This window comes from Devosia sp. (assembly GCF_039927955.1).
Classification (GTDB): Bacteria; Pseudomonadota; Alphaproteobacteria; order Rhizobiales; family Devosiaceae; genus Devosia.
In genome coordinates this window covers 23216-45938 of the sequence record NZ_JBDSUA010000066.1, presented here as the reverse complement: position 1 = coordinate 45938, position 22723 = coordinate 23216, and the positions used below count along the sequence as shown (strand labels likewise).

Sequence of the window (22723 nt, the reverse complement as noted above, 5' to 3'; positions counted from 1 at the left end):
GCTGGCGACCAGCGCCTCCAGCCTGGTGCGGACGCGCTTGCGCAGGTCATCGCGCAGAGCCCGATAGGCATCGAGCACATGGGCGCGATTGCCTTCGACCAGCGACGGATCATCGGTGGGCCAATGTTCCATGGCCCCCATTTCAAGGCCGCGGCGACGGACGGCGGCCGGCGCATCTTCCGACAGGGTAACGATCAGGTCGAAATGGTTGGCGACCAGTTCGTCCATCGTGTGGGGGGTGTGGACCGACATGTCGATGCCGATTTCTTCCATCACGTCATGCACGAAGCCATCGGCCTTGCCGCCATTGACGCCCACCGAGCGGGCAATGATGCGACCGGGGAACAATTGGCGGGCGAGCGCCGCGGCCATGGGCGAGCGCACCGAATTCATCGAGCAGACGAACAGCACGGTGGGCAGTTGGCTTTTGCTCTCATCGATACGGCTGGCATAGGGCTGCACGGCGCAGATCAGCGTGAACAGCCGCCGAGCGGTATTGTGATCCATGTGCAGCTTGTTATTGAGCCGGGTCTGGAGCAGTTCGGCTGCTTCGTTGTGCAGGCCGCGCCGGGCCATGTCGACGGTTTCGATCTGGTAGGGCTGGGCCGAGCGGATGGCTTCGTAATAGCTGTCGCGGATGCGAAAGTAATCGCGGATCAGGCGGCGAAACGGGGTCAGCGACAGGTAGTGCGCGGCGATCGGCCGGAAATCGCCCGGATCGCGCACGTCGAGCACGATGTAGTTGCCGATGATCGACAGGTGCAGCGCGTAGGGACCGGTGGTTTCGACCCGGGCGGGGGAAAACTTGTTGTCTTCGAGCAAGTCATAAATGGCAATGCGCCATTCATGGACCACATCGGGATCGCTTGAGGTAATGGTGGACGGGTCCAGCGTCACGGTGACGAGGTGGTCGTTTGGCTGGAAAGCCGTTTCACCCATGGGCGTTACCGATTGAGCCGGATGGAAATGGAGCGGCCATGACCATCGAGCTGCTCGACTTCGGACAGCACGATTGCCGCTTCGGCGAGCGCTGCCAGCGCGGTCGGATCGCAGCCGAGGATCGAGGTACGCTTGACGAAATCCAGCACGCCGAGGCCCGAGGCAAAGCGGGCCGAGCGGGCGGTGGGCAGCACATGGTTGGAGCCGCCGACATAATCGCCGATGGCTTCGGGGGTGTGGTGGCCAAGGAAAATTGCGCCGGCATGGCGGATGCGCGGCAGCAGCGCCTGCGGATCATCGACGGCCAGTTCGACGTGTTCGGAGGCAATGCGGTTGGCCAGGACCACCGCTTCATCCATCGAGGCGACGAGGATGATGGCGCCAAACTCCTCCCAGCCATCGCGAGCGATGTTTTCGCGCGGCAGTTCGGACAGTTGGTAGTCCATCTGCCGCGCCGTGGCATCGGCAATACGGGCATCGGTGGTGACGAGGATCGATTGGGCACCGCCGCCATGTTCGGCCTGCGCGATCAGGTCAGCCGCGATCCAGGCCGGATTGGCGCTTTGATCGGCGATGACCAGCACTTCGGAGGGGCCGGCGATCATGTCGATGCCGACCGTGCCGAACACCTGGCGCTTGGCGGCGGCGACGAAGGCATTGCCGGGGCCGATGACCTTGTCGACCTTGCCGATGCTGGCGGTGCCATAAGCGAAGGCCGCAATCGCCTGGGCGCCGCCGATGCGGTAAATTTCGGTGACCCCGGCGATCTTGGCGGCGCAGAGAATGGAGGCGCTGAGCTGGCCGGACTGGGTGGGCACGGCCATGGCGATGCGCTCGACGCCCGCAACCTTGGCGGGCACGGCGTTCATCAGCACCGAGGATGGATAGGACGCCAGCCCGCCCGGCACATAGATGCCGACCGCATCGAGCGCGGTCCAGCGGGTGCCCAGCGTGACGCCGAGGTGATCGGTATAGATCTGGTCGACCGGCTTCTGCTTTTCATGATGGGCGCGAATGCGGTCGTGGGCGAATTGCAGCGCCCGGCGCACTTCGGGGGTGACGCGACGATCGGCAGCGTCGATCTCTGCCTCGGTAAAGCGGAGCGTCTGGGCGGTGACGCCGGCCTTGTCGAACTTGTTGGTCAGTTCGGCGACGGCAGCGTCGCCGCGCGCCTGCACATCGGCGATGATGCCGGCAACGATATCGCCCACTTCCTGGCTGGCCTCGCGCTTGGAGCCCAAGAGGGCCACAAACCGGCTTTCAAAATCGGGCTCGGCGGTATCGAGGCGGATCGGCATGAATGCGGAGTTCCTGAATTAGTCGAGAGCGTGGGCAGGCTTGGCCGTGGCGGCCCAGGCAGCGCCCAGATCGGCCAGGCGGGCTTCAAGGCATTCGACGCCGAGCTTGACCGTGCCGCCACCGGCAAAATTGAGTTCGATGATGCCGGCCGGGCCATCGATGGGATCGAAATGGATGGCCAGCAGTTCCAGCACGCCATCATGGGCATTGGTGTCGATACCGGCCGTGGCGACCGACTGCACGCCATCAAAATGCAGCGCGGCGCGCTTGCGCAGGCCCTTGTCGCGGCGCCCTGCCCCGCTCTCCCAATCAAAGCGGTTCATCAGCAGCGCAAAGCGGCGATCGCCGCGCGCATAGCCCATGTCGCCGACCCGGATCACCGCGTCCTGCACATGAGTGGAGATGACTTGCAGGTCTTCGCTGTCCATCGCCAGCAGCTTGAGATCGGTCATTGTCACTTCGGCCTTGTTCTCATGGAGGTGAGCATATCTGGTCACGCCCCGACCGATCTACAAGTTTGTCGGAATGGGGGCAATGCGGACTTAGCGATGGCTGTGCGGAAGTGCCGGACGGCGATGGCCTCCGGGTTTGAGAGATGGACGGGTCCCGAGGCGCATGGCGTCCCGATGATAATTTAGTAGTGAGACACCGTACGCCCCGGGACGCCGGGTTTTATGGCGATGACGCGCAGTGCCGGACTTTGCGCTGTCCAGGCTCATGGCCCATACGCCCAAGGAAAGCACGGTCCTTTCCTCTCCCGGCAGTCGTCTTGTCATTGGCCGTTGCAACACCGTCCGGCAAGACTGATGCGGGCAGTATGGCATGGGGGATGTGGGAGGGGGATTTGTTGCGGTTGGTGCGCAGGTTCGTTCAGGTCGTGGGTGATGAGGGTTTGGTGGTTGCGGTGGCACCCCCTCCCTTCCCTCCCCACAAGGGGGAGGGTGACATGGAGCGTGTTGCACCATCTTGCCAATTCCACCGGACTCACCCTCCCCCTTGCGGGGAGGGCCAGGGAGGGGGTTCTTTCGTATCGATCCAGCTACCGCGCCCAACTACCCCGCCAAACGCTCGATCTCGGCGCCGCAGCGGCTGAGTTTGTCTTCGAGGCGTTCGAAGCCGCGATCCAGGTGATAGATGCGATTGACGATGGTTTCGCCCTGCGCGGCAAGGCCGGCGATGACCAGCGAGACCGAGGCGCGCAGGTCGGTTGCCATCACTTGCGCACCCTTGAGGGTGGGCTTGCCGGTGACGGTGGCGACCTGACCATCGACCTTGATATCGGCGCCGAAGCGGGCCAGTTCGGCGACGTGCATATAGCGGTTCTCGAAAATGGTTTCGCGAATCCGCGATACGCCGGTCGAGCGGGTCATCAGCGCCATGAACTGGGCCTGCAGATCGGTGGGGAAGCCGGGGAACGGATCGATTTCAACATCGATCGCCTGCAGCCCATTGCCATTGCGACGAACGCGAATGCCGTTGGCTTCGGTGGTGATCGAAGCACCGACCTGGCCAAGGATATCGAGCGCATTCTGCAAATGCTCGGGACGGGCGCCACTGAGCAGCACATCGCCGCCGGTCATGGCCACGGCCATGGCAAAGGTGCCGGTTTCGATGCGGTCGGGAATGACCTCGATGGTGGCGCCATGCAGCTTTTCGACGCCTTCGATGGTGATGGTACGGGTGCCGATGCCGGAAATTCTGGCGCCCATGGCGATCAGGCAATTGGCGACATTGTCGATCTCGGGCTCCATCGCCGCGTTTTCGATCACCGTAGTGCCGCGCGCCAGCGTTGCCGCCATCATGATGGTGTGGGTGGCGCCGACGGACACCTTGGGCAGATGCACCAGCGCGCCGATCAGGCCGCCCTTGGGCGCCTTGGCCACCACATAGCCCTCATCGATCTCGATGGTGGCGCCGAGCTGTTCCAGCCCATAGATGAAAAAATCCACTGGCCTTGTGCCGATGGCGCAGCCGCCGGGCAGCGAGACGCGACATTCGTGTTCGCGCGCCAGCAGCGGGCCGATGACCCAGAAACTGGCGCGCATCTTGGAGACCAGCTCATAGGGCGCCGTGGTATCGACGATATCGGCGGCGTGGAAGGTCATGGTCTGGCCCACACCTTCGTGTTCGCCACGACGACGGCCATGCACGGCAATGTCGACGCCGTGGTTTTCCAGGATGCGTTCGAGCAGCTTGACGTCGGCGAGGCGCGGTACATTTTGCAGGATCAGCGGCTCGTCGGTCAGCAACGAGGCGATCATCAGGGGCAAAGCCGCGTTCTTGGCGCCGGAAATCGGTATTTCGCCGCGGAGTTCATTGCCGCCGACCAAACGAATGCGATCCATATCGGGTATCCTAAACTGGTGGGCCGTTCTGGCCCGAAGCGCGGCGCAGTGGCCGCCAATTGCGCTTGGTGAGGTATATGCTTCGTCCGCCTGCTTCAAGGCAGACGGCGCCAAATCAGCTTGGCGCAATATGGTTTACGGTTTCTTGCCCTGTCCCGATTCCGTGGAATCGGGCGCTGCCAGATCGGCATCGGCGCGCGCCTTTGCCTGCCCTTTGCGACGACGCAGGTTCTCGCGCAGCTTTGCGGCTAATCTTTGCTCGCGGGCCTTGGCTTCATTGGATTTGCTCATCGCGCCGTCAGGATCAAATTGTGGAGAACCAGTCCAGCAGGCTGTAAGCGCTTTTTGGCCTTGCGTCGAGATTGACCCTATGGCAGTAGAGCCGCGTTGCCGGACGCCAGCCGCCCCGCACAACATTATAGCGGTCGCGATGTCGAACCGAAAAGTGGAATCCACTTTTTCTGACAGCGCTCCAGATGCTGCCGTAGCTCAGTGGTAGAGCACCCCCTTGGTAAGGGGGAGGCCGACAGTTCAATCCTGTCCGGCAGCACCAGACTAAGTCCCTGATATTAAATATAAGCTTCGACGCGCTGGTCGGAGGGTTGGCCGACTACCTGGACTGGATCGGGCCCCGCAGCAGGCCACCCACTGCCTCCGACAGGAAGTCGGCGACGCGACGAATACGGGCATTGCTGCGCACTTCTTCGCTCATGACCAGCCAGACCGGCAAGGCGCCAAGGCCGCTCACCGCGTCGACCTGCTCGAGTTCGCTATGGCGTTTGGCCAGGATGACCTGCGCGATCCCGACACCAGCGCCCGCCAGCAACAGGTTCCAGGTGAGCATGCCATCGTCCGTTCGCAGGGCAAACTGTTCGCGCGTCAGGCTGATGCCATAGGCGGCAAATCCGCGGATCAGGAGGTCGCTGCGATCAAGCCCGATGAGATCGTGATTTTTCAGGTCCTCCCGGGAGGCCACACGACCGCGCCGATCAAAGTATCCGCGTGTCGCAAACAGGCCCATCGGTGAATCGCCGAGCCTGCGCGCGATCAGCGCGTTCTGCGTCGGATCGGCCATGCGAATAGCGATGTCGGCGTCGCGCCGCAGCAGGTTCTGGTTGGCGTCGGATGCCACGATCTCGATCTGTATGCTGGGTTCCACCTGCCGCAGCGTGGCGAGAATGGGCGGCAGCATCAGATTGGCGACGATGACCGATGCCGTGATCCGCACCGTGCCGAACAACTGCTGCGAGCGCCCCTGAGCCTTGAGGTTCAGGGCCTCGGCGGCGGCACCCATTGCCCTGGCATCGTCCACCAGCCCCAGCGCCGCCTTGGTCGGGTCCAGGCCCTGTGCCGAACGCGTGAAGAGGATGACGCCAAGCGCCGTTTCCAGTTCGCGGATGTGCCGGCTCAAGGTCGGCTGGGTAGCGCCCATGCTCTTGGCAGCATTGGACAGCGAGCCGCCTTCGACCACGGCAAGGAAGGAGCGCAGCAGGGTCCAATCAAGGGTATTCATTTTTGGAACGACGTTATCCCATCTTGCTCAATTACCATTCGAAAATAGGACGGCTACCTTGATGAGGTCAACAACACAGATCGCGGCAAGGCCATCGATCTGCAGGCCAAAGAGAAGGTAAGATCATGACCACCAGCAGCACCCAGACCCAGTTCATTTCCAATGAAGGCGGCCGTATCGCTTTTGAAGACACCGGCGGCAACGGCCCGGCAATCCTGGCGATCCCCGGCATGGGCGATCTGCGGTCCGAATATCGCCTCATCCGGCCCGCCCTGCAGCAGGCAGGCTATCGCGTCATCACTTTGGATGCGCGTGGCTTCGGCGAGACCTCGGCGCAGTGGACCGACTTCTCGGCGCGTGCCGTCGGCCGCGATGCCGTTGCCGTACTCAAGCACCTGGGTGCCGGCCCTGCGACGATCCTGGGCAACTCGTTCGCCGCTGGTTCCGCGCTGTGGGCTGCCCAAGATGCGCCCGAACAGATCAATGGGGCCGTACTCCTGGGGCCAATCGTGCGTGATCTGGAAGCGTCGCTTGTACAGAAACTGGCCTTGAAGATCGGCTTTGCCGGTCCCTGGCGCGTCGGCTTTTGGACCATGTACTGGGACAGCCTGTTCCCCAGCCATAAGCCGGCCGATCACGCGCAGGTTAAGGCGGCAATTACCAAAAACCTGAAAGAGGCGGGCCGCATGGATGCCTTGCTCGCCATGCTCTCGCTGTCCAAGGCCGATACTGCAGCCATCCTCGACAAAACCTCCGTGCCGACACTGGTGGTGATGGGCACCCGGGACCCCGACTTTGCCGATGCTGTTGAAGAAGCGCGCATGTTGGCGGGCAAGCTCAACGCCGAGACCATGATCGTCAACGGTGCCGGACACTACCCGCATGCCGAGATGCCCGATCTGGTCGCACCGCGCATCGTCGCCTTCATCGATGGTCTTCAGGCTTCCGGCTCCAAAGTCGTCACCCCGCGCGCCACTTCGTAATGGCGTTCAACGCCGCAGGCGCCACCGGACCCTGGCGCACCACCCCACCCCTATTTCTGGATTTGCATCATGAGCATCGTTATCGCCACCGCCATCGACATTGACGCCACGCCGTCGCAAGTCTGGGATGTCCTGTCCGACTTCGCCACCTACGGCGAATGGAGCAATTTCTCTAAAATCGACGGCGGCCCCCGGTTGGGCGCCAAGCTGGCCATGCAGATGCCTGGCATGTCGTTTGGGTCCACGGTCACGGCCGCTTCGCCCGAAGAGAAACTCGAATGGGCGGCCATGATCATCCGCGCGTTCATCTTCTGCGGTCGGCATTCGTTCGTGCTGACGGCCAATGCGGATGGCACCACCCACCTCGACAATGTGGAAACCTTCTCCGGCGTGCTGGTCTGGCCGCTCCAGGGCCTGTTCAAGCAGACCGAAAAACGTCGCGCCAATGGGTATGACGGGTTCAATCAGGCGCTAAAGCGAAGGATCGAGAGCCGCCCGCGGTCCTGAAACCGGAGCCTTCCTCGCCACCTCGACAAAAGCCAGGAAGCCAACAGCGGCGACAGCTGTTATCACGGCTAGTGCGCAGGTCAGCCCGATCATGCCGGCGAGCCAGGCCAGCGCAAACGGCGCTGCGGCCGCGAGGACCTGCCGGGCAAGCGCCATCCATCCAAGCCGTGTGCCATAGGAAGCGCTGCCGAACAGGGCAAGAGGCAGCGTGCCCTGCACGATGCTTTTGAGTCCTGAACTGAAACCCAGCATGACCGCGAACAAGACCGCCCCCGCCGCCAATGGCGCCGTCAGCAGCAAAATGATGATGGCGATCGGCATGATGCCAGTGGCGATCAGGGTGGCCTGCAAGGGATGCCGTTGCAGACCGATCAGCATGTTGGCCAGCCGCACCAGCACCTGGGCCGGGCCGAACAGGGTGGATACCACCAGGGCGGAGCCCCCCAGCCCAAGGGCGGACAGCATGGGGACCATCTGGCTGAGTACGGAGGAAAGGGTGAAGCCGCCAAGGGCAAAGCCCAGCGTGACCAGCACAAGTACGCGGCGCCGCAACTCTGGCGCCATGCCGTTGCTGTGCAATACCGTCGGCAGCAACTTCTCGTTCGGGGAGCCAGGCAGTGTTCGGCGGTGTTGGCGCGCAATCAGCAGGTGGATCGGCAGGCACACCAGGAGGTTGACCAGGGCGCAACCGCACAAGATCGCGCGCCAGTCGTAAAAACCGTGCAGCCAACTGGTAAGCGGCCAGAAGATGGTCGAGGCAAACCCAGCGATCAGGGTCAGGTGGGTGATGCGCAACCGTGCGGCCGAACCAGTTGCCTGCACCAAAACGGCGAAGGCTGCATCATAGAGCACAAGTGAGCTGGCCGCCTGCATGGCGATCAGCGCGGCCGAAAACAGCCACGGATCGGGGGCGGAGGCAACCGCAAGCAACGTGGCTGCAGAAATCACCGAGCCCAGGGCCATGACCGCCCCGCCGCCGTGCCTGTCGATACGCCCGCCGACCAGCGGGGCGACAAGGCCACCTGCCAGAAGGGCAAGCGAGAAGCTGCCGTAGAGCCACGAAAGCGGCCAACCGAAAGTCCCGGCCATGTCCTCCGCCAGAATGGAAAAGCTATAATAGAGGGTGCCGTAGCCAAGGATCTGGGAGGCGCCCAACAGCCAGACGAGGGCCGTTGGGCCGAGGACCTTGCCTTGTGTCACGCACAGCACACCGACCTGGCGGTGGCGGAGGGGCCGCAACAAGCAGCCGTTTCGAGCTTCTGGGCAGCACGGTGGCGCGGTTTGCAGATGGCGGCACGGGCGCCAAGCCGGATGACGGCATGGGCCCCGTCGATCGACACCCCGGCGACATCGAACACCTGCATGGGCACGCCCGGTACGCCGATTTCAAAAGTCAGGCGGGCGTCCTCGTCCAGCCGCACCTTGCGGTCGACCTGGGCAAGAATCCCACGAAATTTGCCCACGCTCATAAATGTGCGGCCCGCGATGGCCGGGATGTCTTCGACCTGCAGGATGGTTTCCTGCCACGCGTCGGGGTTGCCGCCACAGTCCAGCGTAGCAAAAGAGGCCGCCTTCACTTCGGTGACGTGGTAGCCAGGTTGCACGTGGCGGCCACCATATTCGATGACCAGCGGTTTATCCTCGTGGGCCGCAAGGCTGGCCAGCACGCTGGCAAGCGAGCTGTCGAACCCGGCAGGTAACAAAACACTGGCGTGGGCGGTCATGGTACGCTATCCTCATTTCAACGATTGATGAGATATTGAAATGCCAATGGAAGAAAAGCAAGCCCTCGATGCGTTTGGCGCGCTGTCTCAGGAAACGCGGCTACAAATGGTCCGGGCGCTGGTGATCGCCGGTCCGGACGGGCTGGCGGCGGGTGCGGTCGGCGAAGCGGTGGGCGCTTCGTCTTCAAGCGCGTCGTTCCATCTGGCGCACCTTGAACGTGCCGGCCTGGTGCAGTCCCGCCGCGCGGCGCGGTCGATCATCTACAGCGCCAACTATGACGGGCTTTCCGGCCTCGTCGCCTTTTTGATGCAGGACTGCTGCCAGGGCCGTCCCGAAGTTTGTGCCCCGGCCGCCATCACGGCGGCCGCCTGCTGTACCCCCGCAACCAAGGAGCCCGCCCATGTCTGACCGCGTTTACAACGTCCTGTTTCTCTGCACGGGCAATTCCGCTCGCTCCATTCTGGGCGAGGCCGTGCTCAACCATGTCGGGCAAGGTCGCTTTCGCGGCTTCTCGGCCGGTAGCGCGCCCAAGGGACAGGTGCATCCGCTGGCATTGGAAACCCTGCACAAGGTCGGCATTTCCACCGACGGCCTGCGGTCCAAGCCGTGGGACGAGTTTGCCACGGCCGACGCACCGAAAATGGATTTCGTCTTCACCGTCTGCGACAACGCGGCCGGCGAAACCTGCCCGATCTGGCCCGGCCAGCCGATGACCGCACATTGGGGCATCGAAGATCCCGCTGCTGTCGGTGGTGCCGAATTCAAACAGGTCGCCGCCTTTGAGGATGCGCTGCGCTTCCTGCGCAACCGTATCGGCGCCTTCATCAACCTGCCGCTGGCCAGCCTTGACCGGCTGACGCTCAATTCCAGGCTGGAAAGCATCGGCGCCATGGACGGCACCACCACCAAATCGTCGCACGTGGCATGACTGATCTGGCACGCCGGCTGACGGCCGAGGCTCTCGGCACCGGCCTGCTGGTGGCGACGGTGGTCGGCTCCGGTATCATGGCCCAAAGCCTGACAACGGACATCGCGCTGATGCTGCTGGCCAACACCTTGGCCACGGCGGCGATGCTGATGGTGCTGATCACAACGCTCGGGCCGATTTCGGGGGCGCATTTCAATCCCGCCGTGTCGTTGGTATTTATGCTGCGCCGCGAACTGGCGCCGCGTGATGCGGCCGTCTATGGCGGCGCGCAAATCCTTGGCGGTATTGCCGGGACTGTTCTCGCCCACGCCATGTTCGCAGTGCCCCTGCTGCAGGCGTCGACCAAGATCCGCACCGGCGGGGCGCAATGGCTGTCCGAAGGGGTGGCGGCGTTCGGCCTGATCGTGGTCATTCTGGCGGGGCTGCGCTTCCAGCGGTCTGCCGTCCCGTGGCTCGTCGGGCTCTACATCACTGCCGCCTACTGGTTTACGGCTTCGACGTCGTTTGCCAATCCGGCCGTGGCGATCGCGCGAGCGTTCACCGACACGTTCTCGGGCATCCGCCCCCTCGACCTGCCCGGGTTCATCATCGCCCAACTCGTCGGTGCCGTGCTGGGCCTCGCCCTGATGGGCTGGCTGCTTGGCAACAAGACTTCTCCCGCCACGGAAACCTCCCGATGACCATCACGATCTACCACAACCCTGATTGCGGCACCTCGCGCAATACGCTGGCGATGATCCGCCAGAGCGGCGAGGAGCCGGAGGTCATCCTGTATCTTGAGACCCCGCCGTCCCGGCAAAAGGTTGCGGACTTGGTCGGTTCGGCCGGCATGACGCTGCGGCAGGCTATTCGCCAGAAAGACACGCCCTACGCCCAGCTGGGTCTGGATAGTCTTGACCTCGATGACGAGGCGCTGCTCGATGCGATCGAAGCGCACCCGATCCTGCTCAACCGCCCGTTTGTGGTCACGCCTAAAGGGGTGCGGCTCTGCCGACCCTCCGAGCTGGTGCTGGACATTCTGCCCAATCCCGAAATCGGCCCGTTCACCAAAGAAGACGGCGAGGTCATCATTGACGCGGATGGCAAGCGTCATGCCTGACGCGTCGTGCCGTCAATGGATCAGCGGAGTTGATTGTGGAGCCCGCCGATAATGGCCGGGATGTCCTCGTCCCAGAAACAAACCGGATTGATTGCCAGCATGTTGGCGTCGCGACGGCCGGCATCGACGTGAATGCTCGGGGTCAAGTGGATCAGGTCGCCGATGAGCTGGCGGATGTCGCCATCGCCGAGCGTGACGGTGAGCAGCGGGATCTTGCTGGTGTCGCCTGCGTGCTCGATGCTGGTTTTGACCCTATCGTTGTCGCGCACGGCAGCTTCGATTGGCTGCAGGCGAGCGAGCCAGGCGGCGTGTCGGCCAGCGTCGGTTTCCGATTGAAACAGCTTGAGCGCTACCAACAGACCGACGATTTCTTCCTTGCCGGCCTTGCACGAGCGCCCAATACCGTGGGGCGGCATGCCGACCAGTTGGCTACGATCGATCAGTGAAGGCGGCGGTGCCCACATGTCCTCGTAGACGTCGAGATCGAGGTGTTGCAGGGCTACCGACATGATCAGGTCGCGGCGGCCGCACAGAAAGCCGCTGGCCTGCGGGCCGCCCAAAACCTTGCCACCGGAAAACGCGACCAGATCGGCGCCTTCGGCGATAAAGCGGCGCAAATTGCTGGCGGGGGGCAGTTGGGCGGCAGCATCGACGATAACCGGGACGCCGTGGCGGCGGGCGATTTCGGTGACAGCAGCCAGGGGCGGCTGGGCCTGTTCGTCGGCGACGTAAAAGATCGCGGCGGTCTGCCCGGTGATCGCGTCTTCGATTTCCCAGGATTGGGCATCGCGGACCCCGGCGCCGGCAAAGCGATCCGGTAGGCCGACCTCGATGAGGCTGGCGCCGGACGCCCGGATGGCGTGATCGTAGCCATTGCGCTGGCTGCGCACCATGATCACCTGGCTGTTCATGCCGCCGGTATCGGGTAATCGCGCCATGCGTCCGGGGTTCAGCCCGGCCATGCAGGCGGCAGCGGCCAGCAGCAGGCAGGCCGAGGCGCCGGAGGCCACATAACCGGCTTCGGCGCCGGTGGCGGCAGCAATCTGGAGCGAGGCAGCAGCCTGCAGTTCGGCGATATCGACGCAGAGCTGCGAGGCCGCCAGCATCGCTTCACCGATCTCGGGCCGCATCCTGCCGCCCGACAGCCTTGTGGCCGTGCCCTTGGCGTTGATGATGGTCCTGACGCCAAGGCTTTCGTAGATGTTCATCGCTGCCTTTCTGCCGATCAGGGCGGGGTGATGCGGAAATCGGCCCCTTCCGGCAGCAATTGGCCACCATCCACCACAATGGTGGTGCCGGTAACGTAGCTGGCTTCATCGGAGGCCAGATACAAAAATGCATTGGCCACATCGCGCACACTGCCCAGCCGGCCGAGCGGAATGGCGGCTTCCATGCTGGCGATATATTCGGCGCCGCGATGTTCCTGAATGCCCTCGGTCAGGATATTGCCTGGCTCGACGCCATTGACGGTGACCCCATAGGTGGAAAATTCCAGCGCTGCGGCACGAATGAAGCCATTGATGCCGGCTTTACTGGCGGCATAGTGGCCGTGGCCCGGATTGCTGACATGGGGCCCGGTGATCGAGGATGTGTAGAGGATGCGGCCATATCCCTGCGCCTTCATCACCGGCACGGCGGCACGGGCAGCGTTGAAGGCGCCCCGCAGGTTGACGGCCATGACGCGGTCCCAATCGTCGGCACTGGTATCCTCGATCAACTGCCAGGGATAAATGCCGGCATTCTGGACGATGATATCGAGCCGGCCATAGGTTTTGACCGCCAGCGCCACGGCTGCTTCGACTTCGGCGAAGTTCGCCACGTTGAGTGGCGTGAACATGGCGCCCATCCCGGCAGCGGTCGCCCTGCCCTCCTCCAGGTCGGCATCGCCGAGCAGGAGCTTGGCGCCCGCTTCGACAAAGCGCTGCGCAATGCCCTTGCCGATGCCACGGGACGAGCCGATCACCAGGGCAACCCGGTCTTGTAAACGTGCAGTCATGCGATCCTCTTGCGAACGCTCTGTTTGAATGTGTCGAGCATGACGGCGGCCAGCACCAGGAAGCCGTGGATGACCTGGGTGTAGTTGGCCGGCAGGCCCATCAGGTTGATGGCGGTATTGATCGAGGACAGCAGCAGCACGCCGGCATAGACGCCGGGGAGCGAGCCGACGCCGCCCTTGAGGCTGACACCGCCGATCACCACTGCGGCGAAGGCGTTGAACAACAGGCCCACACCCAGATTGGCGGTGGCGCCCGAGGTGCGCACGGTCAGCAGCCAGCCAGAGAGGCCCGCGATCGCACCGGCCAAGACGAAGGCAATGATCAGGATGTTGGGGACGTTGATGCCGGCGCGATAGGTGGCGGTTTCGTTGCCGCCGATCATTTTCAGATGCCGGCCGAAGGGCGTCTTGGCCATCAGGAAGGAAAAGCCGACGAAGCAGACGATGGCGAGCCACGCCGTCAGTGGCAGGCCGAGCAGGCGCTGAATGCCGAACCAGCGGATCGATGGCTCAAGGTCTTGCGCCGAACGACCGCCGGACACTGCCACCACTAGGCCCCGCACCCAGATATAGGAGGCCAGGGTGATGATGAAGGCGTTCATCTTCATCTTGACGATGAGGAAGCCGTTGAACGCCCCGATCAGGCCGCCAACGCCGAGCGCAACGGCAAGCGATACCGGCACTGCCAGCCAGCTGGGATTGAGTTGCCAGCCAATACCGATGCCGGCCGAGCAGAACAGTATGCCCACGGCCATGGCTGAGAGCGCCGCCACCGATTCCACCGACAGGTCCATATGCCCGGCGATGATCACCAGCGACAGGCCGATCGACATGACGCCCAGAACGCTGGAGGCCTCGATGATATTGGCGAAGATGCCGAGCTGGAAGTAATTGGGCACGAAGGCGGAAAAGATCGCCAGGACGAGGATCAGCATCAACCAGACAAGGTTGTCGAGCGCGAACTCGATGGAGCGGCGGGCGCGGGGTGTCATCGCAAATCCGGAAGGTTTGAGGAGGCTCCGGGCCCGCAGGCCCGGAGGAATGACCGCAGGGTTACGGAACCAGGGTAATCGAGCTGGTCGGTGGCTTCAGATTGCCCCAGAATGCCGGATCATCGACGTTTTCCTTGGTGATCGCAGCGCCGGGAACCTTGATGTTGGGGCCCCAGGCTTCGATGGTCACGGTGCCCTTGAGGCCGAGCACGTCGTAGTCGCCGGCCTTGATCTCTTCGTGCTTGACGATCTTGTCCATGAACATGGCAACGGCGGCAGCCTGGGCATAAAGGGGCTGTTCGACTTCGACATTGAGCCAACCCTTGCGGATCAGATCAAGACCAACTGGCGCGCCGTTCGAGCTCATCATCATCACATCGCCCGGCTGCTTGCCGGCTGATTCCAGCGCCGCGACGGCGGCAACGGACAGGTGGGCGGCGTGGCTGAAGATCAGGTCGATATCTGGATTGGCGACAATGCTGTCGGACACGATGGTGCCGGCATTGGCTGCTTCCCACTGCATGGCAGGCTTGGAGATGATGGTGACCTCCGGGAACGCTGCCATCTTTTCCTCAAAGCCCTTCTGGATATCGAGGGTGTAAGGATCGCCGGGATCGCCCAGCACCTGCAGGATCTTGCCTTTGACCGAGCCATATTTGGCCGTCAGCAGCTTCTGGGCCTGTTCGGCCGCCACATAACCAATCTCGATGGTGCCGGCCACCGAGGTGAAGTCCGACATGGTCGAGGTGATCTGGCGGTCAAATTCCACCACTGGAATGCCGGCTGCCCGCGCCGCCTCGATCGAGGGCTTGAGGGCATTGAAATCCACCGCGGCCAAAACGATCGCCGCCGGCTTGAGGGCGATGACGTCGTTCATCTGCGACTGCTGGGTCTCGGTCTTGTTGTCGGCATTGAGGGTTTTGACCTCGTAGCCGGCCTGTTTGATGAACAGCTCCAACGCGCTCACGGAGCCAGTCTGGAATTCATCAAGCAGTGTGGGGACCATGTAATAGACAATGCCTTTTGACTGGGCATAGGCAGGCGCCAGGAAGGCAATACACGCGAGTATGGCAAGCAATAATCGTTTCATGCGGGTCTCTCCTGTTGCCGGACGCTAATGCGGCTGGCTTGACGGTCCGGCACCGGCAGCCATTTCCCCGGTGATCAGCCTGATCACCGCATCGGGGGTGGTTTCCTTGGTTTTGACATCGCCCGCGACCACGCCCTGGCGGATCACCACCAGGCGGTCCGCCACCTGAAAGGCCTGCTGCATGATGTGGGTGATGATGATGACGCCAATGCCCTGATTGGCGACGTGGCGGATCATGTCGAGGCCGCGGCGAGTCTGTTCGACCCCGAGCGCTGCGAACGGTTCGTCCAGCACCACCAGCTTGCCGCCCCAATGCACGAAGCGATTGAGCTCGATGGCCTGACGCTGCCCGCCCGACAGATGCTCGACATTGGTGCGCAGCGACGGGATGCGCGTACCGGCGCTGGCCAGGGCCTTGGCGACTTCGACTTCCATGGCCTTTTCGTCGAGCACCGGTATGCCGAGGATTTTCCGCGTCAGTTCGCGGCCCATGAAGAAATTGGCGACAACATCGACATTGGTGCAGAGCGAGAGGTCCTGATAGACCGTCTCGATCCCGGCAGCCTTGCCCTCGGCGGGGGTGCGGGCCTGGTAAGGCTTGCCGTCAAAGTGCATTTGCCCGGAGCTGGCTTCCTGCCCGCCGGCAATGATCTTGACCAAGGTGGATTTGCCGGCGCCGTTATCGCCCAACAGCGCCACCACCTCGCCCTTGTCGACGGAGAAACTGACGCCCTTGAGGGCCTCGATCGCTCCATAGTTCTTCTTGATACCGTTCAGAACCAGGAGCGGATCGCTCATCCCATTACCTCTTCTTGGCTATCTGTGGGTGTGTCGGCAAACATTTGCCCGCCATGCGGGGAGAGCGCGCCATGAACTGCAAGGGCTGCCGCGCCGCGCAGCACGGAATTGCCGCCGCGGGCGACGATGATGCGCGGCACGGTGCGGTCCTTGCGGGTGGCGATGGAATTGCCCAGTTGTTCGGCAGCGGCGGCAAGCCCGGCCAGCACTGACTCAGAGGCCAGTCCGCCCAGCACCACCGCCTGCGGATCGAACAGATTTTCAATGGTGCGAATAGCGCGGGCAAAGATCGGGGTGATTTCACGCACCCAATCGAGTTCTGGAATGCCGCGTCGCAGCAGCGCGTCGAGCGAGACGTAGCGTTCAAGGCAGCCGCGATTGCCGCAGGGGCAGAGTTCGCCATCGGGCACTGCAGTGATGTGGCCGAGTTCACCGGCATTGCCCCAATTACCGCGCAGCACCGCGCCGTCGTGGACCATGGCTCCGCCGAGGCCGACGCCGAAGAACAGGAAGTAATATTCCTTGAGTTCGGTGCCATAGCCGTAAAGCTGCTCGCCCAGCGCGGCAGCGGCCATATCGGTTTCCAGAAACACCGGCAGGTCGGTGACGGCTTCGAGCCGATTGCGGATGTCAACGCCTTGCCAGCCGGCAAGCGTGGTCGGACCGACAAAGCTCATTGACTCCACGCCAAATGGACCAGGCAAGGCCAGCCCGACGCCGAGGATGCGCCGGTCGGGTTGATCGGCTTTGAGCGCCGCAACCAGGCTGGCGACGATGTCGAAGGCCGCGTCGGGCGTTACCCGCTCGACCGCCTGCTCCATCTGGGCGATGACCGTGCCGGACAGATTGATCAACGCTGCCTGGATAGCGAGCGGGTTGATCTGCACGCCAATTGCAAAGCCACCGACCGGATTGATTTCGAGACTGGTCGGCGGCACGCCGCGCCCTTTGGGGCGCTCACGGGTCGACAGAATGAAACCGTCATCTTCGAGTTCACGCACGATGGTGGATACCGTCTGCACGGTGAGACCGACCCGACGGGCAATGTCATTGCGGGCGATCGGGCCTTGCAGCCGAATGGCTTCAAGCACGATGCGCCGATTGAACGGTCGCCCCAACTCCTGATTTGTGCCCTTCAACGCCAATGCCAATCCCCCGATCACGGTAAAGGTTGCACCCATTTTTTATTTAGTCAAATGGTTTTCAGAAATCGATTTTGACCTTCCGGTCCTGACCGTTTGCCGTCGATGCAATTGACGTTATGGTCGGCCGAAAGCAGACAGAGAAAGTTCCCGCATTGCCTCGTATCGGCTTTTTTGGCGCCATGAATTGCGACGTCGTTTACGGCACGAGTGACCCGGCGGACCTGCTTGCCCGATTGGGCATCGCCGCACCGCTACTGCTCGAAACTGCCATCGATGATGCGAGTGCGGCCCGCGGCATGAGCGCGCTCGAAGCTGCCGGGGCGCAGGTCTTCCTGGGCGGATCGGCGTTTAACGCGGCACGGGTGGCGGGGCTGTTGAACGCAGGCAGGCCATTGGCGGAGCTGGAGTTTTTCGGGCTGGCAGGCAGCGCCGGTTCGGCAGCACCGCACCTGGATCAACTCAAGCGACTGGGATTTGGTACCGCCGACATTGCCCTCAGCCCGCGACCACCGGCGACGTGCCTGGCCTTGGTGGAGCCCCATGGCCGCACGCTGCTCACGGCAGCCGGCGCCAATGTGGAAATCGGCGACCTGCTGCGTGAGCGTGGCGAGGCGCTGGCCGCGGGGTTTGCGCGGTGCAATCTGGTCCACCTGACCTCGTTTCTTGATCCCGACGTGCCTGACCTGCTGGCCAGAATTTTGGCGCTGGCCCGCGACCGCAACCCGGACCTGGTGGTTTCGCTCGATCCCGGCGTGTTGTGGGCGCGACCGGAGCTGCCCTCGATCCGCGCGCTGCTGGCCCAATGCCAGTTGCTCCATGCCAATGCCGAGGAACTGGCGATCCTGTGCGCTGATGGCGGCATCGAGGGACTGGGAAAGCTGCTCGCGCCACCCGGCTGGACTGTCGTGGCGCGCAGCCACGAGGGGGCGACCTTGTATTACGGCACGGAAAGCGGCGTCCTGGCGGAGGCCGTTCCGTTGGCTGACAGATATGCCGTGATCGAAGTCGTCGATGCCGTTGGCGCCGGCGATACTTTCACTGGCGCGTTGTTATGGGCCTGGCGGGGCCGCGGTGACATCATGGCCGAAGCCGCCCAGCTGGGCTTTGCCGCCGCTCGCGCCAAGATCGGTCTCTTGGGGCCAATCACCGCCGCTGCGCTGGCCGGGGTGGTCGAGCAAAACCAGGCCTCGCGATAGGAGAAGCGCCGCCGCTGCTGACGCTCGGTCCTGTGTCGAACTATCCTCTCTGACGCCATCTGGCGATGGCTTCCGTGCGGGCAACAAAGCCTTGTGCCAGCAGGATCTGAAGGCGCTTGAGCCATTTTGACATGGTGTCCCTCCTAATTGCGCGAGGCGATGAAGGCGCGCCAGCCGCCATGGTGGGTAATGTCCTCGGCACTGGCGACGGCGTGGGCTTCGCACAGGAAACCGGATACTGCAGTGCCATCATCGAGGGTGATCTTGCCGATGCCGAGCGGGGCCGGAATGCGGGCAACGAACGCGCCAAAGGCGTCGGGCGGCAGGGCCCAGACTTCGACGGCAAGACCCGGTCCGTCGAAGCCGGGCTGGCGGATCAGGCCGGGCTTGGGCGGCACGGTATTGGGCAGGGCAAACAGGCGGTAGTCGGCGCCGGTGCGGCACTGCTTGACCAACTGGCCGCCCGGACCCGTCAGCTCGCCATTGAGTGGCATGCCGGTGAGGTGCGCTCCGACGACGACGATGGGAATGAACGTATCGGGCAGCGGTGCGAGATCGGTGGGCATGATCAGATTTCCTCCAGCACGACGACAACATCGCCGGTTTTGACGTTTCTTCCCGGAGCGGCGCGCACTTCGCGCACCCGCCCGGCCGCATGGGCGGTGACGGTGATTTCCATTTTCATGGATTCGATGATGGCGACGGCGTCGCCCTCGGCAACCGAGGCGCCGTCCTCGACGAGGATTTTCCAGATATTGCCGGGCACGCTGGAGGCAACACCAAAGCATCCCGCAGGCACATCGCCCTCGATGGCGCCATTGCCGGCGTCATCGGCGACGAAACTATCGAGACCTTCGATCTGCCAGCGGGTGCGTTCGGCGTCGAATGCCGCCTGCTGGGTGGTCTTGAAGGCCGCGATGCTATCGACGTTTCGGCTAAGCTCGTGAGCGTAGTCGGCATAGGAGAACTGCGTCTGCTCAATGCGGATCGGATAGCCGCCATGGGGAAAGGCGGCGCGGGCTTCGGTGAGTTCTTCGTGGCTGACCGGGAAGAAGCGGATCTGGTCAAAGAAGTTGAGCAGCCACGGCTTGCCGGGTTCGAAGGCGGGCGTCGAGCGCCAGGTGTTCCAGACCTGGATGGTGCGGCCGAACAGCTGATAACCGCCCGGCCCTTCCATGCCATAGACGCACATATAGGCGCCGCCGATGCCGACGGCGTTTTCCGGCGTCCACGTCCGAGCGGGGTTGTATTTGGTGGTGACGAGGCGGTGGCGCGGGTCCATTGGGGTCGCCACGGGGGCGCCGAGATAGACGTCGCCCAGCCCCAGCACCAGATAGCTGGCGTCAAAGATGGTGCGCTTGACCGCCTCGATGCTGTCGAGCCCGTTGATGCGGCGGATGAACTCGATATTGTCCGGGCACCAGGGCGCGTTGGGGCGCACCAGTTCCTGATACTTGCGCATGGCGAGCTGGATATCGGGATCGTTCCACGATAACGGCAGATGCACGATGCGGCTGGGCACCACCACATCTTCAGCGGGGGCGAGGCCGGCTTCGATCTCGCCCAGCAGAGCCAGCAGCGTCGGGCGCGAGAGCATGGTGCTGTCGTAATGGATTTGCAGCGAGCGGATGCCCGGCGTCAGGTCGATGATGCCGCGCACGCTGGAAGCGCGCACCGCCTGTTCCAGCAGATGCACGCGCAGGCGCAGGGCGATATCGAGCGTCATCGGGCCGTATTCGACCAGCAGGTTATCGTCGCCCTGCCGGCGGTAGACCACCTGCACCGGGCCATCATCGCGGCCGCCCAGAATAGCCGATCCGGACTTGATGGCGGGACCGGCAACCGGATCGTCGGGGCGAATGACCGGCTTGAAGCGGATGGTATCGCCGGGCTTGAACTGGCCCATCTTCCAGAGGTCGTCGCGGGCGATTACGGCCGGGCAAACGAAACCACCCAGGCTCGGACCATCGGGACCGAGGATGATCGGCATGTCACCGGTGAAATCGATGGCGCCGACGGCATAGGCATTGTCGTGCAGGTTGGATGGATGCAGGCCCGCCTCGCCACCATCGGTGCGGGCCCATTTGGGCGCCGGACCGATCAGGCGCACGCCGGTGCGGGCGCTGTTGAAATGCACTTCGTAATCGGTGGCGAACAGGGTTTCGATATCGCCATCAAGGAAAAAGTCCGGCGCGCCATGCGGGCCGTAGAGGACGCCGACATCCCAGTGGCGAGCCAGCGGCGCGGGCGCGTCCGCGGCCTGAACGGCTTTCTGCGGCGTACGAGCAAGGTGCAGCACCTGTCCCGCCTTGAGCGTGCCGGTGGCATGGCCGCCGAACTGCCCAAGGCCGAAGGTGGCACGGGAGCCGAGGACGACGGGGGCGGCGAAGCCTCCGGCGACGGCGAGATAGCTGCGCTGCCCTGCCCCATCGACCGCGCCGATGCTGAGGGTCTGTCCGGCGGTGATGGCGATGGGGGCATTGTGGGCCACCACAACGCCATCGAGCTTCATCGGCATGGCGGCACCGGAGAGCGCGACCGTGACCGGGGCGTGGAAGCGCAAGGTCGGGCCGCCGACGGTCAGTTCGAGCGCAGCAGTGGTATCGGCATTGCCCACCAGCCGGTTGGCGTGGCGGAAACTGCGTTCATCCATCGGGCCACTGGGCGGCACGCCGACATGCCAGAGCCCGAGGCGCCCGGGCAGTTCCTGAAGGCTGGACTGCGCGCCGGGCGACAACACTTCGACCACATCGGGGATGAAGACGAAATCCTTGAGCGCGGTGGTGGCCACCTGGCCGCTGGCCAGCAGGTCCGAGCCGGCGATGGCGCGGAGGTAGGCCAGATTGGTTTCGATGCCGGAGATCGCGGTGGCCTTAAGCGCCGTGCGCAGGTTGGCGATGGCGGTGGGGCGATCAATCCCGGCAACGATCAGCTTGGCCAGCATTGGATCGTACCAGGTGGTGACCTCGGTGCCGGTTTCGATCCAGCCATCGACGCGGATATGGTCGGGGAATTTCACCTCGGTCAGCAGGCCAGCGCTGGGGCGGAAATTGGCATGCGGGATTTCGGCGTAGAGCCGGACCTCAATAGCCGCGCCATGCGGGGTCAGCGGTCCGGCCATGGCGATGGGGTCTTCCCCCGCGGCCTGGCGGATCATCCACTCGACAAGGTCGATATCGAACACGGCTTCAGTGACCGGATGCTCGACCTGCAGGCGGGTGTTGACCTCGAGGAAATAGAAATCCTCGCGCACGGGATCGTAGATGAACTCGACGGTGCCTGCGGAGGCGTAGCTTACCGCCGAACCAAGATCGGTGGCAGCCTTGTGCAGGCGGGCGCGAACGGCGTCGGAGAGGCCCGGCGCCGGGGTTTCCTCGACCACCTTCTGGTTGCGGCGCTGCAGCGAGCAGTCGCGTTCGCCCAGCGCGATGACCTTGCCCTTGCCGTCGCCAAAGATTTGCACTTCGACATGGCGGGCGTCGGAGACGAAGCGCTCGATATAGACACGGGCGTCGCCAAAGCTGGCGGTGGCGGTGCGCTGCACGCTGTCGAAGGCGGCAGAGAGCGCTGCTGCGTCGGCACACAGCTGCATGCCGATACCGCCGCCACCAGCCGTGCTCTTGAGCATGACCGGATAGCCGACGGTTTGCGCGGCGGTCAGCGCTTCGCCGGCATCGGTCAGCAGCCCAGTGCCGGGCAGCAGTGGTACGCCGCTGGATTTGGCCAGCTCGCGTGCCGTGTGCTTGAGGCCAAAGGCCTCGATATTGGCGGGCGTCGGGCCGATAAAGACGATGCCGGCTTCGGCAAGGCGCTGCGCAAAGCCGATATTTTCAGACAGGAAGCCATAGCCGGGATGGACAGCTTGCGCGCCGGTCGCCTTGCAGGCAGCAATGACCGCATCGACGTTCAGATAGCTCTCGGCGGCGGGTGCGGGGCCGAGGCGGATGGCTTCATCGGCGAGTTGGACGGCCCTGGTGAAGCGGTCGGCGTCCGAATAGACGGCGACGCTGGCAATGCCCATCCGGCGCAAAGTCTTGATGATGCGCACGGCGATTTCGCCGCGATTGGCGATGAGGACTTTGGTGAACATCAAATTTCGCCACGCGCGCGGAGAGATACCCTCCCCTTGATGGGGAGGGTTAGGGAGGGGTGAGGCCAGGAGTGCGGA

General features: G+C 63.6%; 22 protein-coding genes, 1 tRNA gene and 2 pseudogenes. 8 read left to right on the top strand and 17 right to left on the bottom strand.

Features of this window, described 5'->3' with window-relative positions; all coding sequences use genetic code 11:
* The 6 genes and pseudogenes from ABIT12_RS16090 to ABIT12_RS16065 form a co-directional block, all read right to left on the bottom strand.
* Nucleotides 1-411: arsenate reductase ArsC (locus tag ABIT12_RS16090; protein WP_348041294.1), on the bottom strand; the 411-nt coding region annotated here is incomplete at its 3' end.
* 48 nt (nucleotides 412-459) lie between these two features.
* Nucleotides 460-939: pseudogene (locus tag ABIT12_RS16085) on the bottom strand (UPF0262 family protein); the annotation flags it as partial.
* A 5-nt stretch (nucleotides 940-944) separates the two neighbouring features.
* Nucleotides 945-2237 carry a histidinol dehydrogenase gene (gene hisD / locus ABIT12_RS16080; RefSeq protein ID WP_348041290.1) on the bottom strand — a complete coding sequence of 431 codons (1293 nt, stop codon included), beginning with the start codon at nucleotides 2235-2237 and terminating at the stop codon, nucleotides 945-947.
* 18 nt (nucleotides 2238-2255) lie between these two features.
* Entirely contained in the window at nucleotides 2256-2690 is a 435-nt protein-coding gene (locus ABIT12_RS16075; RefSeq protein WP_348041288.1) for a DUF2948 family protein, read from the bottom strand.
* A 600-nt stretch (nucleotides 2691-3290) separates the two neighbouring features.
* Nucleotides 3291-4583 (bottom strand): UDP-N-acetylglucosamine 1-carboxyvinyltransferase, encoded by a 1293-nt coding sequence (gene murA, locus ABIT12_RS16070; protein ID WP_348041286.1) that lies wholly within the window; start codon nucleotides 4581-4583, stop codon nucleotides 3291-3293.
* Nucleotides 4584-4718: 135 nt separating this feature from the next.
* Nucleotides 4719-4874, bottom strand: a complete 156-nt coding sequence (locus ABIT12_RS16065; protein ID WP_348041284.1) for a hypothetical protein — start codon at nucleotides 4872-4874, stop codon at nucleotides 4719-4721.
* Nucleotides 4875-5061: 187 nt separating this feature from the next.
* Between ABIT12_RS16065 and ABIT12_RS16060 the strand changes: the two genes are divergently transcribed.
* A tRNA-Thr gene (locus ABIT12_RS16060) sits at nucleotides 5062-5136 on the top strand.
* A gap of 57 nt (nucleotides 5137-5193) precedes the next feature.
* Here ABIT12_RS16060 and ABIT12_RS16055 read toward each other — a convergent pair.
* Nucleotides 5194-6096: a LysR family transcriptional regulator gene (locus ABIT12_RS16055; RefSeq protein ID WP_348041282.1), complete on the bottom strand. Its 903-nt coding sequence runs from the start codon at nucleotides 6094-6096 to the stop codon at nucleotides 5194-5196.
* A gap of 125 nt (nucleotides 6097-6221) precedes the next feature.
* On the opposite strand from ABIT12_RS16055, the gene ABIT12_RS16050 reads away from it, so the two are divergent.
* Both ABIT12_RS16050 and ABIT12_RS16045 read left to right on the top strand, forming a co-directional pair.
* Nucleotides 6222-7079 carry an alpha/beta hydrolase gene (locus ABIT12_RS16050; RefSeq protein ID WP_348041280.1) on the top strand — a complete coding sequence of 286 codons (858 nt, stop codon included), beginning with the start codon at nucleotides 6222-6224 and terminating at the stop codon, nucleotides 7077-7079.
* Between the two features lie 69 nt (nucleotides 7080-7148).
* Entirely contained in the window at nucleotides 7149-7586 is a 438-nt protein-coding gene (locus tag ABIT12_RS16045; protein WP_348041278.1) for an SRPBCC domain-containing protein, read from the top strand.
* Here ABIT12_RS16045 and arsK read toward each other — a convergent pair.
* Together arsK and ABIT12_RS16035 are read right to left on the bottom strand one after the other, a co-directional pair.
* Complete coding sequence (gene arsK, locus ABIT12_RS16040) at nucleotides 7551-8786, bottom strand: arsenite efflux MFS transporter ArsK (protein WP_348041276.1); 1236 nt, start codon at nucleotides 8784-8786, stop codon at nucleotides 7551-7553. The two genes, ABIT12_RS16045 and arsK, sit on opposite strands and share 36 nt — an antisense overlap.
* Nucleotides 8783-9310: a DUF6428 family protein gene (locus ABIT12_RS16035; RefSeq protein WP_348041274.1), complete on the bottom strand. Its 528-nt coding sequence runs from the start codon at nucleotides 9308-9310 to the stop codon at nucleotides 8783-8785. The genes arsK and ABIT12_RS16035 overlap by 4 nt, the downstream gene beginning before the upstream one ends.
* A gap of 46 nt (nucleotides 9311-9356) precedes the next feature.
* Here ABIT12_RS16035 and ABIT12_RS16030 point away from each other — a divergent pair, with 46 nt between their 5' ends.
* The 4 genes from ABIT12_RS16030 to arsC are packed head-to-tail and all read left to right on the top strand — an operon-like array spanning nucleotide 9357 to nucleotide 11338.
* Nucleotides 9357-9719 carry a metalloregulator ArsR/SmtB family transcription factor gene (locus tag ABIT12_RS16030; RefSeq protein WP_348041272.1) on the top strand — a complete coding sequence of 121 codons (363 nt, stop codon included), beginning with the start codon at nucleotides 9357-9359 and terminating at the stop codon, nucleotides 9717-9719.
* Nucleotides 9712-10239, top strand: coding sequence for an arsenate reductase ArsC (locus ABIT12_RS16025; protein WP_348041270.1), 528 nt, complete (start codon nucleotides 9712-9714; stop codon nucleotides 10237-10239). The genes ABIT12_RS16030 and ABIT12_RS16025 overlap by 8 nt, the downstream gene beginning before the upstream one ends.
* On the top strand, nucleotides 10236-10919 hold the full coding sequence (locus ABIT12_RS16020; protein WP_348041268.1) for an MIP/aquaporin family protein: 684 nt from the start codon (nucleotides 10236-10238) through the stop codon (nucleotides 10917-10919). Before ABIT12_RS16025 ends, ABIT12_RS16020 begins: the two co-directional genes overlap by 4 nt.
* Nucleotides 10916-11338, top strand: coding sequence for an arsenate reductase (glutaredoxin) (gene arsC / locus ABIT12_RS16015; RefSeq protein ID WP_348041266.1), 423 nt, complete (start codon nucleotides 10916-10918; stop codon nucleotides 11336-11338). The genes ABIT12_RS16020 and arsC overlap by 4 nt, the downstream gene beginning before the upstream one ends.
* 20 nt (nucleotides 11339-11358) lie before the next feature.
* Here arsC and ABIT12_RS16010 read toward each other — a convergent pair whose 3' ends face one another.
* The 6 genes from ABIT12_RS16010 to ABIT12_RS15985 form a co-directional block, all read right to left on the bottom strand.
* On the bottom strand, nucleotides 11359-12546 hold the full coding sequence (locus tag ABIT12_RS16010; protein ID WP_348041264.1) for a DegT/DnrJ/EryC1/StrS family aminotransferase: 1188 nt from the start codon (nucleotides 12544-12546) through the stop codon (nucleotides 11359-11361).
* 17 nt (nucleotides 12547-12563) lie between these two features.
* Nucleotides 12564-13334, bottom strand: a complete 771-nt coding sequence (locus ABIT12_RS16005) for an SDR family NAD(P)-dependent oxidoreductase (RefSeq protein WP_348041262.1) — start codon at nucleotides 13332-13334, stop codon at nucleotides 12564-12566.
* Nucleotides 13331-14326 (bottom strand): ABC transporter permease, encoded by a 996-nt coding sequence (locus ABIT12_RS16000; protein WP_348041260.1) that lies wholly within the window; start codon nucleotides 14324-14326, stop codon nucleotides 13331-13333. Before ABIT12_RS16000 ends, ABIT12_RS16005 begins: the two co-directional genes overlap by 4 nt.
* Before the next feature lie 61 nt (nucleotides 14327-14387).
* Nucleotides 14388-15416 (bottom strand): sugar ABC transporter substrate-binding protein, encoded by a 1029-nt coding sequence (locus tag ABIT12_RS15995; RefSeq protein ID WP_348041258.1) that lies wholly within the window; start codon nucleotides 15414-15416, stop codon nucleotides 14388-14390.
* 24 nt (nucleotides 15417-15440) lie between these two features.
* Nucleotides 15441-16214, bottom strand: a complete 774-nt coding sequence (locus tag ABIT12_RS15990; protein WP_348041256.1) for an ATP-binding cassette domain-containing protein — start codon at nucleotides 16212-16214, stop codon at nucleotides 15441-15443.
* Complete coding sequence (locus ABIT12_RS15985) at nucleotides 16211-17359, bottom strand: ROK family transcriptional regulator (RefSeq protein WP_348041292.1); 1149 nt, start codon at nucleotides 17357-17359, stop codon at nucleotides 16211-16213. The genes ABIT12_RS15990 and ABIT12_RS15985 overlap by 4 nt, the downstream gene beginning before the upstream one ends.
* Nucleotides 17360-17538: 179 nt before the next feature.
* Between ABIT12_RS15985 and ABIT12_RS15980 the strand changes: the two genes are divergently transcribed.
* Nucleotides 17539-18555 (top strand): carbohydrate kinase family protein, encoded by a 1017-nt coding sequence (locus ABIT12_RS15980; protein ID WP_348063375.1) that lies wholly within the window; start codon nucleotides 17539-17541, stop codon nucleotides 18553-18555.
* A 143-nt stretch (nucleotides 18556-18698) separates the two neighbouring features.
* Here ABIT12_RS15980 and ABIT12_RS15975 read toward each other — a convergent pair.
* Both ABIT12_RS15975 and ABIT12_RS15970 read right to left on the bottom strand, forming a co-directional pair.
* Nucleotides 18699-19097 (bottom strand): annotated as a pseudogene (locus ABIT12_RS15975) (allophanate hydrolase); the annotation flags it as partial.
* Nucleotides 19098-19123: 26 nt separating this feature from the next.
* Nucleotides 19124-22645, bottom strand: coding sequence for a 5-oxoprolinase/urea amidolyase family protein (locus tag ABIT12_RS15970; protein ID WP_348041252.1), 3522 nt, complete (start codon nucleotides 22643-22645; stop codon nucleotides 19124-19126).
* Nucleotides 22646-22723: the final 78 nt, after the last annotated feature.

Bases quoted from the DNA above. Each gene is read 5' to 3' on its own strand.
- hisD (WP_348041290.1), bottom strand. From the start codon at position 2,237: ATGCCGATCCGCCTCGATACCGCCGAGCCCGATTTTGAAAGCCGGTTT.
- ABIT12_RS16075 (WP_348041288.1), bottom strand. From the start codon at position 2,690: ATGACCGATCTCAAGCTGCTGGCGATGGACAGCGAAGACCTGCAAGTC.
- murA (WP_348041286.1), bottom strand. From the start codon at position 4,583: ATGGATCGCATTCGTTTGGTCGGCGGCAATGAACTCCGCGGCGAAATA.
- ABIT12_RS16065 (WP_348041284.1), bottom strand. From the start codon at position 4,874: ATGAGCAAATCCAATGAAGCCAAGGCCCGCGAGCAAAGATTAGCCGCA.
- ABIT12_RS16055 (WP_348041282.1), bottom strand. From the start codon at position 6,096: ATGAATACCCTTGATTGGACCCTGCTGCGCTCCTTCCTTGCCGTGGTC.
- ABIT12_RS16050 (WP_348041280.1), top strand. From the start codon at position 6,222: ATGACCACCAGCAGCACCCAGACCCAGTTCATTTCCAATGAAGGCGGC.
- ABIT12_RS16045 (WP_348041278.1), top strand. From the start codon at position 7,149: ATGAGCATCGTTATCGCCACCGCCATCGACATTGACGCCACGCCGTCG.
- ABIT12_RS16035 (WP_348041274.1), bottom strand. From the start codon at position 9,310: ATGACCGCCCACGCCAGTGTTTTGTTACCTGCCGGGTTCGACAGCTCG.
- ABIT12_RS16030 (WP_348041272.1), top strand. From the start codon at position 9,357: ATGGAAGAAAAGCAAGCCCTCGATGCGTTTGGCGCGCTGTCTCAGGAA.
- ABIT12_RS16025 (WP_348041270.1), top strand. From the start codon at position 9,712: ATGTCTGACCGCGTTTACAACGTCCTGTTTCTCTGCACGGGCAATTCC.
- ABIT12_RS16020 (WP_348041268.1), top strand. From the start codon at position 10,236: ATGACTGATCTGGCACGCCGGCTGACGGCCGAGGCTCTCGGCACCGGC.
- arsC (WP_348041266.1), top strand. From the start codon at position 10,916: ATGACCATCACGATCTACCACAACCCTGATTGCGGCACCTCGCGCAAT.
- ABIT12_RS16010 (WP_348041264.1), bottom strand. From the start codon at position 12,546: ATGAACATCTACGAAAGCCTTGGCGTCAGGACCATCATCAACGCCAAG.
- ABIT12_RS16005 (WP_348041262.1), bottom strand. From the start codon at position 13,334: ATGACTGCACGTTTACAAGACCGGGTTGCCCTGGTGATCGGCTCGTCC.
- ABIT12_RS16000 (WP_348041260.1), bottom strand. From the start codon at position 14,326: ATGACACCCCGCGCCCGCCGCTCCATCGAGTTCGCGCTCGACAACCTT.
- ABIT12_RS15995 (WP_348041258.1), bottom strand. From the start codon at position 15,416: ATGAAACGATTATTGCTTGCCATACTCGCGTGTATTGCCTTCCTGGCG.
- ABIT12_RS15990 (WP_348041256.1), bottom strand. From the start codon at position 16,214: ATGAGCGATCCGCTCCTGGTTCTGAACGGTATCAAGAAGAACTATGGA.
- ABIT12_RS15980 (WP_348063375.1), top strand. From the start codon at position 17,539: ATGAATTGCGACGTCGTTTACGGCACGAGTGACCCGGCGGACCTGCTT.
- ABIT12_RS15970 (WP_348041252.1), bottom strand. From the start codon at position 22,645: ATGTTCACCAAAGTCCTCATCGCCAATCGCGGCGAAATCGCCGTGCGC.